The organism is Nostoc sp. UIC 10607 (assembly GCF_047228265.1).
Lineage (GTDB): Bacteria > Cyanobacteriota > Cyanobacteriia > Cyanobacteriales > Nostocaceae > Nostoc > Nostoc foliaceum_A.
Map to the genome: position 1 here is coordinate 1 of NZ_JBIQNW010000060.1, position 16,607 is coordinate 16,607.

Below are 16,607 nucleotides of genomic sequence, written 5' to 3' on the forward strand. Positions count from 1 at the left end.
AAAATTACCTCATACACAAATGTAAGTTTTAGCGATCGCTGGTTTTTGATCCGACCTCACAAAATCGCGTTGCTCCCGGGTTAATCCTACCAACTATGACCGTGATCGTCTAGATGCGATCGCGGCTCGTAATCTATCTCCACAAGAACTATATAAAGTTCAATGTGAGGCTTTTGATGTAGAGAAGCTGACTAAAGAGTTCTATCGGGGTTATCGAGAAATATTTGAGGAACTGCAACGGGTTATTAAAGCTCATAATCAGCACTCCTACTTCAATGACTCCAATCGGCTGCACCAGTTCTCTCAACGACTCCTGGGGCGAATTATGTTCCTTTACTTTTTACAGAAAAAGGAATTTTTGGCAGGTGATCGCAATTTTCTGAAAAACCAGTACAACAAACTACGGTCAGACCTAGAAGACACAGATTTTTATAATCAGGTGCTAGAGCCGTTGTTTTTTGAGATGCTCAATAAACCACGTCCGAATCATGATTCAGATTGGGGTAAAATTCCTTATCTTAATGGTGGACTGTTTGAGCGAGATTATGGTTCAGGTGTGATTGATACCGCAGGTGTAGAGACACCCCCCCAAATCGAATTACCTAACTCACTATTTGACCCCAGTGGACATAAAGGTATTCTCAAGTTTTTTAACAGCTACAATTTCACAGCTTCCGAAAACGTCCAGGATGATGAAGATGTTGCCGTTGACCCGGAGATGCTAGGTAAAGTATTCGAGAATATGCTGGCATCTGAGGAACGGGGGCAAAATGGCACTTTCTACACTCCACGCGGAATAGTCCAGTTCATGTGTGTGGAATCCCTAAGCCATTACTTGGCTGACCAAACAGGGATGGACTTGGAAGTAGTCAAAAAACTTACAGAATATGACTCTGAACTACCTGACCAGGATATTAACCAACTGTTGACCAAAGAGCAGGCGAAACAACTAAAAAAAGCTTTAGATTCTGTAAAAATCTGTGACCCGGCTGTGGGTTCTGGCGCTTTCCCAATGGGGATGATGCAAGTGATTTTGTCAGTTAAACAAGCAATCGCTTGGCGGCAGGGCATGACTGTAGAGCGAGGTAGTCTCACTATCAGTCAATGGAAGCGAGACATTATTGCTAATAATCTCTATGGCGTGGACATTAAGCCGGAAGCGGTGGAAATTGCCAAGCTGCGGATGTGGTTATCGTTGGTTGTAGATATTCCTGAGATTGATGATGTGGAACCACTGCCCAACCTTGATTACAAGTTGATGTGTGGGGATTCACTAATTTCTACTATTCAAAGTGAGCAGTTAATCCCTGACCCTACCAAAGACCAGCAGACAATGCTGAATGTCACCCCTATACAATCAGCTATTCAACCCCTAATAGACTTGCAACACCAGTATTTTGAGGCTCACGCAGAGGAGCGCAAGATTCTTATAGGAAAAATTTTAGAGGCTGAGAAGAATGTGTTTCGAGTTGCGATCGCAGACCGTCGTTCGTTTGGGTTAGGGAAGCAAAGAGAATTAGAAAATAAAATTAAGCTGATGAAGGGCAAAGTCAGCAAGGCTCAGGAAAAAGAACGTCAACAAATTACTGATAAGTTGGCTGAATTGAGTAAGTTTGCGGCTGAGGTGGAAAATGGGATGCGATCGCTTAATTTCTTTCAGTGGCATCTACACTTTAATGAGGTATTTCAGCAAAGGGGTGGGTTTGATATTGTGATTGGCAATCCGCCTTATGTTGGACAAAAGGGGAATAAAGAAATTTTTGAAGAAATAAGACAAGGTAGTTTAGGAAGATTTTATAGGAGAGGAATGGATTTGCTATATTTCTTTTTTCATCTAGCATTAGATATCTCAAAAAATCACGGCTATATTTCATATATAACAACTAATTATTTTTTAACTGCTGATGGAGCAGAATTGATGAGAAAAGATTTAGCTAGTAGAAGTGCAATTATTAAATTAATTAATTTTAACGAATTAAAAATATTTGATTCAGCCAAAGGGCAACATAATATTATAACAATAATACAAAAAAATAATGAAAAAGATCAAAATAAATTTACCAAAGCTAAAGTTATAGAAGCTTTGCCAAAGGGCAATGTTGACTCTAAAATATTAGCCGATGTTTTTACTGAAAAAAAATCAAAATGCTCCTCTTACAATGTTGTTTCTCAAGATGATTTATATGAAGGCGAGAAGTTTTATATTAGATTAACTTCAAAGCTTAATTTAGAAACGAATAGTTCTCCAAATGATATTTTGAACTTAATCAAAGAAAAATCTAACTATCTATTAGGTTCTCTTTGTAATATTAACCCAGGGGTTCAATCAGGGGCAGATAAAGTTTCACAAAAACATATTGAACAAGGGCTGATAAACTTAAAATTTAAAGGATGTGGAATATATACTTTGTCTCAAAAAGAGTTAGAGAATTTACAATTGTTAGACACAGAAATAGATATAATAAAACCTTTTTTCAAAAATTCTGATATTGACAAATATTTTACCAATCAGAATAGAGAAAAATTTTTGATTTATGTAACCAGAGATATAAATATAGATAACTATCCAAATATAGAGAAACATTTTAATTTTTTTAAACAGATAATTCAATCTCGTAATGCTAATAGAGGAGAAATGCAAGCCGCACTAAAATTAGGTAAATGGTGGGTTCTTCGTGTTGCAACTAAAAGCATAGACAAATTTTCTGGGGAGAAAATAGTTTGCCCTAATCGTTCTTATACTAATACTTTTGGGTATAATGAGATTGAATGGTTTGCCGCTTCCGATGTCTTTTTTATAACAGCGAAGCCCACAGAAAAAGTCAATTTAAAGTTTATTTTGGCTTTACTAAATTCAAGGTTATATTATTGTTGGTTATTTTACAAAGGAAAAAGAAAAGGTAATGCTTTGGAGCTAATTTATGCTCCTTTATCTGAAATTCCAATATATATACCTGAATCAATATCACAACAAACAATTATTAAATTAGTTGATAAAATTTTTATAAGTAAACAATCTAATCCTAATGCCGATACATCACAACTTGAGGCTGAGATAGACAAGCTGATTTATGAACTATATGACTTAACAGAGGAGGAAATCGCCATTGTTGAAAATGCTGTATAGTCTTATGTCCACAGCTTCCAAAGTTGACAAACAAGCGATCACATCCTTAGTTCAGAAATATCTTGATGTAAAGGGAGTCGGAGTTGAGGAATAGGAAGCAGAGATTGATGACAGGGTTGCTAATTTGTATGGGCTGACTGCTGAAGAAATGAAGATTATTAAAGGAGAGTAAAAATTATGGATTCATTATTTCCAAATATTCCTTTATCAAAAGATAACTTTATTAACTGTAAATGGGAAGAAGTTGTTAATAATTCAGAAGAAAAAACTTGCAATCATTATTCACATTTATTTTGGCTTAAATCCCAGGAGGCTGAAAACCAGGGTAATACTCAACTCCAAGTTACTTTAGCTATATTATCAGGAATTACATCTCCCACCTTAAAATCTGAATCTCCTGGGCAGCCTTTTTATTACATGGATTTTATTAATAATATTAGTGATGAATATTTAGCAATTTTAAGAGAGTGGGTGCTAGATATATCAGATTATGAAATTAAAGCAAGAATTGCAGATGTTCTTTGGATACGTAAGCGTGATTATAAAATGGCACAAATTGCAATTGATTCTTATCTAGAAGCTGCTAAATTATTAGATAACCCAGAGCGTTGGACATTATCAGTAGAAAGAATTGAACGGGCAATTCGTTTAGCTTATCAAGCTAACCAGAAGACTCATCAAGATAAAGTCATTACTGACATCGAAAGTGTATTGGACAAGTATAACGGAGAAGACATCTCTTTTCTATCTGCAAAATTGATGGAACTTCTACAGGAATTTAAAAAAGGAGAACCATCAAAATACACCGCTATTTCAGAAAAGGCAGCACGTCGAGCCGAAACAGAGCAGAACTGGCACAAAGCAAGAAAATATTGGGAAATAGCCATTGGCTGGCATCGAAAAAACCAAAATGCTAACCAAGAACGCTCTATTTCTCTATCTTATGCCGAAACCTATGTAAAAGAAGCAGAAGATAAAATTAATCAAACACCTCCAAGTTATCTAGCTGGATCTAATTTTCTAATAAAAGCTATCGAAACATTAACAAATATTGGAGGTAATCAAACTCGTATAGAACAGATACATAAAATTTTACTAGATTATCAACAAAAATCTACTACAGAGCTACAATCTTTTTCTCAGCAAATCGATATTAGCTATATAGCTGGACAAGTTATGCAACAAGTTAAGGGTAAAGAGTTACATGAAGCCCTTTTTACTTTAGCATTTTTATTTAAATCCCCTAGCGTATCTCAAATTAAACAACAAACTCAAGAAATAATCACTACAAGTATATTTAGAAGTATTTTTCCTCCGGTCTATATCAATGAGACAGGCAAGATAATAGGACAGAACCCATCTTTAGAAGACGAAATGTATACAACTGCTATTAGGTATCAGCAGGTTCAGGTTCAAGCTGTTATTGAGCCAGCTAGATATCAAATTAATTTAGAACACTATGTTAAAATTAGTGATTTTTATGACATTGTTACTAATAATCCTTTTGTTCCCAGAGGACGCGAAGAGATATATGCTAGAGGACTTCATGCTGGTTTAAATGGTGATTTTTTAATTGCAGCACATCTTTTAATTCCTCAAATAGAACATTCTCTTCGTTGCCTTGTCAAACGCAGAGGAAATATTACATCTTGGCTCGACAAAGGCATACAAGATGAATACATAATGAGCGTACTATTTGATAAGCATGAAGCAGATTTACAAGCAATTTTTGGGGAAGATATTGCTTTTGATTTAATAAGTTTATTAAACCGCAAAGGATTTGGCTCTAATTTAAGAAATTTAATGGCTCATGGTTTAATTAACCTCAATGGTTTTTATACACCCTCAGTTGTTTATTTATGGTGGCTTACACTACATATATGTTATTTGCCTATAATTTCTAATAGTGGCTCTACACAAGCAAATGAGCAAGAATAAATAGTAGAATAAATTCTCCTGCAAGACTGTATAGATTTACTGGTATTTTTTATATAAAATCAAAGGAATTATAGGTAAGTTTTTTAATTATTAAAAATAGGCTATATCAATGAAAAATGACACTAATATTGGTCTGGGATTAATTACAATTGCTATTTTAGGATTGACAGCTTGGGGGTTATTCCATGAAATTGGTCAAGCACCTTGGCAATTTGTCACAATTTTGATTGCTTTATTAGGTACATTGATTACATTTGCTAGTAATTTCCAAATTCAAATTCGTAATGAACAAAAACCTAAGAAGATCGAAATATACGACAAAGTTATTAAATTTTTCTTTGATTCTATATTAGCTAGTAAATTAGGACGGGAGCCTAAAACCGAACAGGAATTAGTACAGGGTTTCTCGGATATGACACCTGACCTAATCCTATGGGCATCTGATGATGTTCTAAATCTTTATATTAAGTTTCGACAAGTAACAAATAATAGTATGCAAGATTCTCCAAACAATCCTATTCTGTTATTTGGTCAAATGCTATTAGCAATGCGAAAAGATTTAGGACATCAAAATAACCACATAAATGAACATTCCATTTTAGGCACATTTGTAAATGATGTTGAAAATCTCTCCAAATAACAATGCCCTTACCAGACTACATCGATAACTCCCGCTACAAACTCCAAAATATCCTCAAAACCTTAATCGAGGATGAAAATCAAATTGTCCTCGACATCGCCACCGGATTTTTCCGCATCGAGGCATGGGTACGTCTGGAAGCTGCCATGAACCAACTCACCAGCCTGCGGTTACTCATTGGACGTGACCCCACCATTCGACCAGCAGAGAGCGATCGCATTGACTTAATCCGTTACTTTAAGAAAAACATTCAAGAGGAGTTAGAAAAACAACCGCTAAATTCTAAATACCAGAATGAGATAGAGCGCATGATAGCCTATCTGCAAAGGCATGACGTTGAGGTGAGACTGTTTGGAGCGCATGGAGATAAAAATCAGTTTCTTCATGCCAAAGCCTATATCTTCAATAATTACAGCATCGTCGGGTCTTCCAACTTCACCCCAGCCGGCTTAGAAGGGAATACCGAGTTAAACGTTGTCAACAAAATTGGTGCGATCGCTCACGACCTGAGACATAACTGGTTTGCAGGATTTTGGAATGACCCTAGTGTTGATTTAGATTACAAAACCAAGCTAATTGATGCGCTCAATGCCTCTAAGTTTGGCAGTAAAGCTTACACCCCCTACCAAATATTCCTCAAAGCACTATACGAACTATTTAAGGAAGATACCATCATTGGCGAGAGTGATCGCACCTCATTAGAACTAGCCAGTTTTCAACAAGAGGGATTTGAAAGAGCAGTCAGGCTCATAGAAAGACATGATGGCTGTGTTATTGCTGATGCTGTGGGTTTGGGTAAAACCTTTATTGGTTTGCGGCTGCTGGACTATTACCTAATTAAACTGAGGAAACCGAGATTTGTGCCTCGTGCCTTGGTGATTTGTCCGGCGCAACTTAAAAAATTAGTGTGGGACAAAAAACTAGATGAATTTGGCATTAAAGCTGATGTAATTTCCCATGAAGAAATCAGCCGTCAAAGCTTTAATGTTCAAGATTACGCCCGTTATGACATCGTGGTGGTGGATGAATCCCATAATTTCCGCAACAGTGCCACCAATCGCTACCGCAATTTATTAAAACTAGTTAGCAGTGGTAAACGTAATAAACGGGTGGTGTTACTAACCGCTACCCCTATTAATAACAGCATCTTTGACCTTTATCATCAAATACTACTAATTACCCGTGGTGGTGAAACCTATTACAGAGAATGGGGTATTTCTAACCTAAAGACTTATTTTAAAGCCTTAGCTAAAGGTGGCGTAGAAATTACAGAACTCCTCATGCAAACAATGGTGAGACGCAGCCGCCAGGACGTGATTAGAAGGCAACAAGCAGGTGAAGAAATTCGCATTAATGGTAAACTGATTCACTTTCCTAAACGCCAGTTAGAACAGTTTACTTATAACTTTGAAGATAGCTTTGCTGGACTGTACACTGGGATAGCCACTCAAATTGACAAGCTTAACCTCCCTGCTTATAACATTAAGGCTTTTAAAAAGCGCAAGGATAAAGGGGAAGAAAATGAAGTCAAGCGTAATGATGCCCTAGTTGCCCTCCAAAAAGCCCTTTATTTTAAACGATTTGAAAGTTCACTGCTGGCTTTTAAAAATAGTATTCGCAACCAGAGAGACTTTCAGACTAATTTTTATGAAATTCTTACTCAGCAAGGAAAACTATTAGATAGTAAAAACTTTCGCAAGTTAGTATTAGCTGCTGAAGATGAAGAAGAAGGTAGCTCAGTTAATGCCATTATTGAGTCACTAAGTGAAGTTGACTCTAAAGACTATGACCTAAATCAACTCCAGCAGCAGATTGAAGCTGACTTGAGAATTTTAAATAACATTATTGTCACCTTAGAGCAAATTGAATCGTCAGCCACAGCCAACACAGACTATGACCGCAAGTTAGAAGCATTCAAAGACTTACTCAAAACCCAACTGCAAGGTAAAAAGATATTAGTATTTAGCTACTTCAAAGATACGGCTGAGTATTTATATAAGCAATTAATTACAGATAAAGCTTGGTTATCCCAAATGCAAGTTAATGGTCAAGCACCTGTAATTGAGTTATTGACTGGTGCAACCCCCGGTAAACAACGGGAAGAGAAAGTTAAGCGGTTTGCACCTAAAGCTAATGTCCAAAGTGATAGTGATGAGGAATTAGCTCTACTGCAACAAAACCCAATTGATATTCTTGTTTGTACAGATGTACTATCAGAAGGTCAAAACCTGCAAGATGCTGGGGTGTTAGTTAACTATGACTTACACTGGAACCCAGTCCGCATGATTCAAAGGGCAGGACGCATTGACCGACTGGGAACAGATTATGATGAACTGTTTATATACAATTGCTTTCCAGAACAGGGACTAGAGACGCTATTAGGGTTAGTTAGAAGATTACAAGAGCGCATTGCCACCATTGACCGTGAGGTAGGGCTAGACGGTAGTGTACTAGGTGAAACTATTTCTGGTAAATCATTAGACGAACTGTACAAACTCAAGATGGCTGACACCGATGCAGAAAAACAAGCCATTTTAGAGGAACTAGAACAAGCATCTGATTTGGTATCCCTAGATGAGATGAGATTACCGTTACTCGAATTTTTACAACAAGCTAGTAAGGAATTAATTGATGATATCCCCTTTGGGATTCATAGTACCTGGAATAAACCCATACCCCACCCTAACGTTCCTAATGGGGGCATATTCTTTGCTTTTCGCGTACAAGATAAGCACTTTTGGCATTTTTACCCACGCATTGATAATGCTATCTCCCTAGACCCTAATAGATTAATTAGCGACAAACGCACCATTTTTAATTGGCTTAAATGCCAATCCTCAGACTTTCCTAAACCTGATGAATTACCACCAATTGAATTTGATAACCGCATTTTCTCTGTTTTAGAAAGAGCCGTAGGCAATCTGTTTAACTCTTTCCAACAACAGCAGACGGCTAAAGGCATTAAACCGCAAATGCCCAAGCTATTACAAAGCATTCATCATGCTCTCACTCAGCCTGATTTATTTCAAAGTGAACCAATTGATGAAGAAGCTAAAGAACGGGTGTTAAAGGTAATTACTACCGTTAATTCTCGGAGTTATGAGCGAGATGTTAAAGCAATTTGGGAGTTATTCAAAGAACATAAAAATATCAGTTTACTTATTTCTGAGTTAGATGAATATTTTGTAGATACTGATCAATATGAGGAACTTGCAGATGACCAAGACATAAGACCAGTAGAAATTATCCAGCAAAAAGACATTAAGCTTATTTGCTACGAGTGGTTTAAACCAGATTGTAAATAAGAAATATAATATTAATAATATTTGCAATAAAATACTAAAATACAAGGTAAATAAATGATTGATATATTTAATAATTTTGTAAAAAATGTACCTCAAGTTAGTTTTAAAGCATTTTTTGTAGGCTTAGGTATTGGTTTTATATCATTAGTATTTGGAGACGAAGAAAATTCCGTTTATTCGCATACTATTGGATCTTTATTGTTTGGAGTATATATAAGCTTTTACTTAACTTATTTTGTTTTAAAAAAATTGTCACAAGGACGATATATAGTTAAAAACTGTTCTTATAGAATATTACAAATTAGTATATTTATTTTAATCACTATGCTTATTGAGCTATTAGTATATTTCAAACTAGCTCACTTCAGTTATTATCCGAAAGACAAAGCAATATATTTTGCAGAGTTAATAAACAATTTTTTGAATAAACCTTTAGAGCCTAATTACATACTAGGTTTTATGCTTTATTATGCTTTTATTTGCTTTATTGTATCAACTTGTGGAGCTACTTTATATCAGATATTAAAAGAAAAAATATCTATATTTCATGAAGAGTAAACTTTAATCGCTTAAGCATTTTAATTCAATAAGCTAATACACCACCCATAATTTATTACAAAAAGGAAAAATCAACCATGAACATTACTACTATCCTTGACCAGATTGATATGGGCAGTATTGCCTTACCAGAGTTCCAACGGAGTTACGTGTGGAATCGTGACCAAGTGCGCGGGTTGATGAATTCGCTATATCGCAGACATCCCATTGGTAGCTTATTAGTGTGGGAAACTAAAACCGAACAAGCAATTGACCATGCTCGTGGCGATGGTAAGCTTTCCACAGGCACAGTTAAACTGCTGCTAGATGGGCAACAGCGCATTACCTCCTTCTATGGAATTGTACGGGGTAAACCACCTCAGTTTTTTGATGGGAATGTGCAAGCTTTCACTGGTTTGTATTTCAACTTGGAAGATGAAATATTTGAATTTTACGCTCCCGTCAAAATGAAGGATAACCCTTTATGGGTAAATGTGACTGAATTGATGCAGCAAGGAGTAGGAGTTTTCATTGGGCATTTACTCAAAATTCCAGAACTTAGTCTGAATTTGACTACTTACATTAATGCTTTAAATAAATTAGAAGGCATTAAAAATATCAATTTGCATATTGAAGAAGTCACTGGTGAAGACAAAACAGTTGATGTTGTTGTAGAGATTTTTAACACTGTTAATAGTGGGGGAACTAAACTATCCAAAGGTGATTTGGCACTAGCAAAAGTTTGCGCTCAATGGCCAGATGCCCGCAGTGAACTCAAAGCACGTCTAGCAAAATGGAATAAAGCAGGTTTTGACTTTCGTTTGGAGTGGTTGCTGAGGTGCATTAATGCAGTTATTACCGGAGAGGCAATGTTTTCCGCACTCAAAGATGTTAAGACTGCGACGTTTCAAGACGGGCTATACAAGGCAGAAAAAGCTATTGATACCCTGCTCAACCTCATTTCTGGGCGCTTGGGACTCGACCACAATCGGGTACTCGGTGGTATTTACGCCTTTCCTGTTATGGTGCGTTACCTTGTTGCGCGTGGCGGACATCTTAGAGATCACACAGAGCGCGACAAGTTACTTTACTGGTATGTACATACTTTATTGTGGGGACGGTACGCAGGCTCAACTGAGAGCGTTCTAGCCCAAGATTTACACATATTGGAATCTGAAGATAATCCGCTAGACCAACTTATCGCCAACCTACGGCAAAATCGCGGAGACTTGGAAATCAAAGCTATTGACTTTCAAGGTTGGGGTATGGGAGCAAGGTTTTACCCATTAGTTTATATGCTCACTCGCGTGCATCAAGCACAAGATTGGGATAGTGGTATCGAACTATCCAAACATCTTCTCGGTAAACATTGCTATTTGCAAGTCCATCATATTTTTCCGAAATCGCTACTTTCCAAAGCTGGATATCCCAAATCTGAAGTTAACGCGATCGCTAACCTGACATTTCTAACCCAAGAAACCAACCTCAAAGTCTCAAACCGACACCCTTCTGAGTATTTCGAGGCATTCGAGCAAACCCAACCGGGTGCGATCGCAACGCACTGGATACCGATGGAACCCAGTTTATGGCAAATTGAAAACTACCGTGATTTCTTAACCGCACGTCGTGAACTTTTAGCTCAAGCTGCCAATAAATTTTTGAATAGCTTACTCACTGGGGATATTCCAGAAGCAAAAGCGATAGATCCTGTTTTAGAACCAGAAGCGGAAAGCTCTACTGCCGTTGTACCACTGGCTGAAGAACGGGTTCTGGAAGAATGTAATGTATGGGTGCAAGAGCAGGGATTACCGATGGGTGAATGGATGTACGAAATTGCTGATTCGACAGGAACAGTGAGTACAGTACTGGATTTAGCATGGCCCAATGGTTTGCAATCCGGGAAAAGTCAACCAGTTGCCCTGATAATTGATGCAGATCAAGAAATAGAAGAGTCCGCAAATCGTCTTGGTTATCGCTATTTTACAGACATAGACAGGTTCAAAAGCTATGTTATCCAAGAGGTTTTAGCTATTCAGTTTCCGCCAGTAGAGGATTACAAAAAAGCTTTTATCGCTATTAGTTGCGAAATAACGAATAGTCATAAAGCTATGCTGAGAGCGCATTACCACGCAGCCGAGCAAATTATTACTGCAACTGAGTTAGCAAAAGCGGCTGGATATGAACATTTTGGTGGTGCAAATCTGCAATACGCCAGAATCGCAGAACTGGTTGCAAATTACTTAAGCTATGTGCCACCTGAACGCGACGATAATGGTAAACCGTTCTGGTCACTAATGTTAGCTTCTGGTTACTGGAAAACATTGGAAGATGCTGAAATTAGTAGTAAACGAGAATGGCACTGGCAATTACGGGAGCAGGTTAGTCAAGCTTTAGAAGATTTAGGTTGGGTATAAGCCAGGTATAAATCTTTCTAATTTTAATTTAGTTACTCTCTAAAGCGTAAATCTATATGGCTATTCTCTTCCAGCTTATCGGTACATTAATCAAGTGGACTGCGATCGCTATTATCTACCTCACACCCGTTCTAGGTGTTTGGTTAGCATCTTCCCTAGCTGCATACAATAACCGTTCTACTTCTTTAGCCGTACTAGCAGGGGTATTTCTCTTTCCCATTTTACCTATGCTATGGGAACTAAGGGCACAAAGCAAACGCAGTCGGAGCAAAGAGCGCATTTTGACTTGGGGCGATCGCCTGACGCTCAGAACTCTTGTAATCAACCTTGTGGCGATCGCTGCTTTATTAGCATGGCAACCACGTTTAAGTTTTGTAGCTCTCTCAACGCGAGGTGACTGGATGTTAGGTGATCTTCAAGGGCAGCCAGCACAGCTAATTCGACAGAATTTATTCAAGTTGGCAAATGGTTTGGAAGGGATGTATCTCAGCTTCAATAAAAATCCTTTTGAGCGTTACGATGGCGGCAGTAGTAAAGTCCAACCACAGCCCCAAATCGACCGAGATCCTTTTGAGAATTTAAAACAGCAAGATACTGCCAAACCACAGCCTGCTAATAATACCAATGGTTGGGCGTGGCAAGGTATGGGAATACATCCCGCAGTTGCCAATATGCCCAGCAGTGTAGAGACAAGCATTGCATCAGTTGCTCAGTATATTGTTAGTAAGGAATCAGATCCAGTACAGCGAATTAAAGCCCTTTATGATTACGTTGCAGATCGAATTGCATACGATGCTGAATCTTATTTTGCAGGGCAATATCCACCACAAGATGCCGAAACTGTATTTAGAACTCGTAAGTCTGTGTGTGCCGGCTATGCAAAATTATTAGAAGCATTGGGTAAAGCGGCTGGAGAAGAAATCATTTATGTCGTAGGAGATGCACGGACTCAAACCAGCGACCTTAGCGGTCAAGGTCACGCGTGGAATGCAGCAAGAGTAAAAGGACAATGGTACTTAATTGATGCTACTTGGGATAGCGGTTATGTTGATCGCTCGTCAGGTTTTACAAAAAACTATCGTACTGAATACTTAATGCCGCCACCAGAAGTTATGGTGATTAGCCATTTTCCGAAAGATCCTGCTTGGCAGCTGTTATCAAATCCATTACCGCTTGGTGAGTTTTTGCGCCAGCCGATGATGAAACCAAAGTTTTTTGCTGATGGCTTGCAACTTGTCAGCCCTGTACGATCGCAGACGAATGTAAGTGATGAAGCAAAATTAGTATTGGCAAATCCTAAGAATGTTTGGTTATTAGCCAGTTACAACTCAAAAGGTGGAGGCAACTCCCAATCCTGTGGTCGCGCGGTACAAGGCAATCAAGTTACGTGTAAGCTCCCTGCTTCCGGTTCCTATGAAATGCGGTTATTTACCTCTACTGAAAGCCAGGGTGAATTTAATTATGTAGGGCAATTAGAGTTTAACAAGTCGTGAGAAAAAATTTTAAACATTAAAAATTAAGCTAAAAAATATATGAGTAATACTGAGTTTCATCCTCAACCCAATAACAGATAATCGTGAAAACTGAATTACCTCCATTTAGTAATTGTGTTATATTTTTTGTACTTTTCTTAAGTATGGTGTATTTGTATAGCAGCATAGCTCAAAGGAAATTAATTAAAAAGCAACGAAAAGTAGAAAGACCAAAATCTAGTTTTGGCTTTTACATTCTATGGAATCAAATTTCGTTAATTTCCTTTTTTTCCATAACTTATATTCTAGGATGGGATGCACCATCAGTTGGTTTAAAATTTGAAATATTACCAGTATTTTCCTTAATAATTGGATTAATTTGCTATTGTACATTTGTGCTAATTGTAAATAAGATTTTAAATCTTTTGAGAGTCAGCCAAATTGTAGAAGATGATGCTTATCTCGTTTCTGTAAGGCTCATACCACGGCAAAAGCTTCAGAGGATTTTATTTTTGATTGCTGTATGTATATTAAATCCAATGACAGAAGAGTTGATATTTCGGGGAGTACTAGTACATCAATTAGGCATATATATAAATAATTATTACTTGACAATTATTCTGGGTTTATTTGTAACTCTTGGAAATCATATCTATCAAGGAAGACTACATATTATTACGCATATTATTTTTTATATTTTTACTGTAACATTGCTTTATTCTGATGTAGGGCTTGTTGGGTCTATAGGTTTTCACTTGGCAGGAGATATTTACCCGTTCATGCGGCTTAAATATGAGGCTAATAACTATAAAAAGCGAAGAAGGGAGAAACGCAGGGCTAAATATGTTTCCAATTAGAATATCAGACACTCTCTTTATACAAAATCGCTAGGTTGTAAAGTATTAATTATAGAAATGGTTAAAAACACATCTCAAATAAATAATTGTAATGGATTAATTATTCTTGTTCCTTATGATGCTGGGCAAGAATTTTATTCATCACATACAGACGAAGTAGCCTATCTACCAGTTTATGTAGAAACAAAAGATGAAAATTTAGCTTTAATGGCTGTTGCCAACAAAGCTTGCCAATCCATATATGTAACTTTTTCATCATCATCTGAAACTAAACAAGAGTGGAAAAAAAGGAAATATCCAGGAACTGCAAGAAAACCAGGCTTAGATTTGCCTAGCTCCTATCAAGCCTATGAAATACCTGATCCTGGTGATTGCTTTTGTTGTGCAAGTTTGGAAGACTATGAAGTTCTGACAGTAGAAGAGTTTTTAAAAAGAATACAAAGTTCACCAGATGACTATGTTATTTCATTTTTGGAAGATAACGATGATCTTTGGCATGAGTTTGATCATTGGTGTGTGAAATTCTTGAACTATTCGCTTTTTACAAAAAAATGAAGGAGACAAAGGGATTGAGGCAATCAGTGCATAAAAATCAGCAATTTAACCAAAATCAAGGCGTTGTCAATCGTCTCCCCAATCAATTCTGTCTCTTATTGCCGAAAGCCTTTCTAATGTGGGCTATTGGAGTGATGGAGTACTGAGAGAGGAAGTCTGGGATAAAGCGGGAATCTGTGCAATTGCAGAGATTATTGAACCTCCCAAAATTATTGTAAATCTACCTAATATTGGCTACAACAAGAAAGGAAGAAATAATAATAGAGATGATGTAATGTTGGCAGTGGGAACACTCAACTTTTGGTAAAGGTATTGATTTATATAACATTTTTCTAAAAAATGGCATAATTTCTTTTCTAGATTTGCAAAATATTAAGTAGAACTAAAATATAACCAGAACTAACTCATGGCAGTACTTGCACCTATTTTGGAACAAACTGTAGGAAAGATTCGCTTTTGTGTTGATGATGTAAAAAGCGCTGAAAAACCTTTACCTACTGAAAATGCCAAATTTCAGTTAGAGAAGCATTTCCAAGAACAAGTGCTGGCATTCAGCCATAATGATACGTTTGAGGTAATTCAAGACAAAGGTATTCATTCGCTGGCATTTGCTGTTCATGCTGCTTTTAGCGAACATCGCCCGTTATTATTAACACCTGACATCATTTGGATAACGTTAGCTCAAGGATTTGCTCAACATATCAACAATAATGCAGAAACTTTGCGTTCGCGTTTTGTTCGTCACCAAGGCAAGCAAGAACTGGTAGTTAAGGCTTTACAAATCCCCCAACAAACCCAGCACTGGAGTGAGACAGTTCAAAACTGGGCATTGCTTATCCGCGACCATGTAGGGTCTGACCTGTATCGATTGATAGAGTGTAACTTCAGTACTACAACACCCATCATTCGGACAGCCAGTCATGTCGTGATGATGAATACCTTCCAAAAGTATTTTGACTACCTAATGTATTGCATTTGCGGTATTCCTGAGATTACACTGCTGGGTACTGTAGAAGATTGGCAAAGTATTTGCGCTCGTATCCAAATCATGGCTGAGTATGACTTGGATTGGTGGACAGATCGCTTAATGCCAATTTGCCGAGAATTTGTGGAAACAGCTTCAGGTAGACCATCGCTCTTGTTTTGGCGCAGCATCTACAAGCCTAAAGCTGTTTAGCTGTTTATGGCGGTGAACTAATTACTGGCTGGTTGAGTGATTTATTTCCTTATATTAAACATTCAGTAACTAAAGCTCCCTCGGTGAGAAATCCCGTTTTGGAAATAGATTGCTGTTCCTTGCCTAACGGGTCATCATCCTCCGAACAAACATTCAGCCACGAAACTCTCGGTATTAGTGCTGATAGCTTGCCTTTAGGAATCTCTCAAGCTCCATTTCGTCTTCAAATGGCAGGTGAGAAAGAATATTCTTTAGAACTACTCGCTGGTTTCATTGGCGTTCGTCAAGATTCTCAATCGCAAACTTTACAACCTGAAATTGGTTGGGCAGTGCGCGAATGTAACAATGATTTTGCACAGTTACTCGACGAAGTTCAACAGCAGCACCTGACACAACCGCCGATTAACTGGTCTGGCTTTCGCAGCTATGGTGAGGGAGTTGGCAAAGAACATATCGAAATGCTAGAGCGATTCGATGGTGCGACACTTTACCCTAATAGTGATCATTTTTGGCAAATTCCTCAATATAGTTTTCATAAAATTTACGAAATTTCTCAACCAAAATCTTTTAGAGACCATTTATAAA

The 16,607-nt window shown here is 37.5% G+C and carries 11 protein-coding genes and 1 pseudogene; all 12 read left to right on the forward strand.

Translation table 11 applies throughout. The features are described 5' to 3' along the window. The first annotated feature begins 556 nt into the window (after nucleotides 1-556). Nucleotides 557-3,127 (forward strand): Eco57I restriction-modification methylase domain-containing protein, encoded by a 2,571-nt coding sequence (locus ACEYW6_RS29565; RefSeq protein ID WP_412982565.1) that lies wholly within the window; start codon nucleotides 557-559, stop codon nucleotides 3,125-3,127. Between the two features lie 177 nt (nucleotides 3,128-3,304). Next, nucleotides 3,305-5,065 (forward strand): DUF4209 domain-containing protein, encoded by a 1,761-nt coding sequence (locus ACEYW6_RS29570; protein WP_412982566.1) that lies wholly within the window; start codon nucleotides 3,305-3,307, stop codon nucleotides 5,063-5,065. 109 nt (nucleotides 5,066-5,174) lie between these two features. Next, nucleotides 5,175-5,705 (forward strand): hypothetical protein, encoded by a 531-nt coding sequence (locus ACEYW6_RS29575; protein WP_412982567.1) that lies wholly within the window; start codon nucleotides 5,175-5,177, stop codon nucleotides 5,703-5,705. Between the two features lie 2 nt (nucleotides 5,706-5,707). Then, a complete protein-coding gene (locus tag ACEYW6_RS29580) occupies nucleotides 5,708-9,010 on the forward strand; it encodes a helicase-related protein (protein ID WP_412982568.1) in 3,303 nt (1,100 codons plus the stop codon). Nucleotides 9,011-9,064: 54 nt separating this feature from the next. Next, on the forward strand, nucleotides 9,065-9,568 hold the full coding sequence (locus ACEYW6_RS29585) for a hypothetical protein (protein WP_412982569.1): 504 nt from the start codon (nucleotides 9,065-9,067) through the stop codon (nucleotides 9,566-9,568). Nucleotides 9,569-9,645: 77 nt separating this feature from the next. Continuing rightward, nucleotides 9,646-11,961: a DUF262 domain-containing protein gene (locus ACEYW6_RS29590; RefSeq protein WP_412982570.1), complete on the forward strand. Its 2,316-nt coding sequence runs from the start codon at nucleotides 9,646-9,648 to the stop codon at nucleotides 11,959-11,961. A 56-nt stretch (nucleotides 11,962-12,017) separates the two neighbouring features. After that, nucleotides 12,018-13,454 (forward strand): transglutaminase domain-containing protein, encoded by a 1,437-nt coding sequence (locus tag ACEYW6_RS29595; RefSeq protein WP_412982571.1) that lies wholly within the window; start codon nucleotides 12,018-12,020, stop codon nucleotides 13,452-13,454. Between the two features lie 83 nt (nucleotides 13,455-13,537). Continuing rightward, nucleotides 13,538-14,290 carry a CPBP family intramembrane glutamic endopeptidase gene (locus ACEYW6_RS29600; RefSeq protein ID WP_412982572.1) on the forward strand — a complete coding sequence of 251 codons (753 nt, stop codon included), beginning with the start codon at nucleotides 13,538-13,540 and terminating at the stop codon, nucleotides 14,288-14,290. 57 nt (nucleotides 14,291-14,347) lie between these two features. Continuing rightward, a complete protein-coding gene (locus ACEYW6_RS29605; protein ID WP_412982573.1) occupies nucleotides 14,348-14,845 on the forward strand; it encodes a hypothetical protein in 498 nt (165 codons plus the stop codon). A 118-nt stretch (nucleotides 14,846-14,963) separates the two neighbouring features. Beyond that, nucleotides 14,964-15,152, forward strand: a complete 189-nt coding sequence (locus ACEYW6_RS29610; protein WP_412982574.1) for a hypothetical protein — start codon at nucleotides 14,964-14,966, stop codon at nucleotides 15,150-15,152. A gap of 99 nt (nucleotides 15,153-15,251) precedes the next feature. Further along, nucleotides 15,252-16,022 carry a DUF4419 domain-containing protein gene (locus ACEYW6_RS29615; RefSeq protein ID WP_412982575.1) on the forward strand — a complete coding sequence of 257 codons (771 nt, stop codon included), beginning with the start codon at nucleotides 15,252-15,254 and terminating at the stop codon, nucleotides 16,020-16,022. A gap of 17 nt (nucleotides 16,023-16,039) precedes the next feature. Then, nucleotides 16,040-16,606, forward strand: a pseudogene (locus tag ACEYW6_RS29620) (DUF4419 domain-containing protein); the annotation flags it as partial. Nucleotide 16,607: the final 1 nt, after the last annotated feature.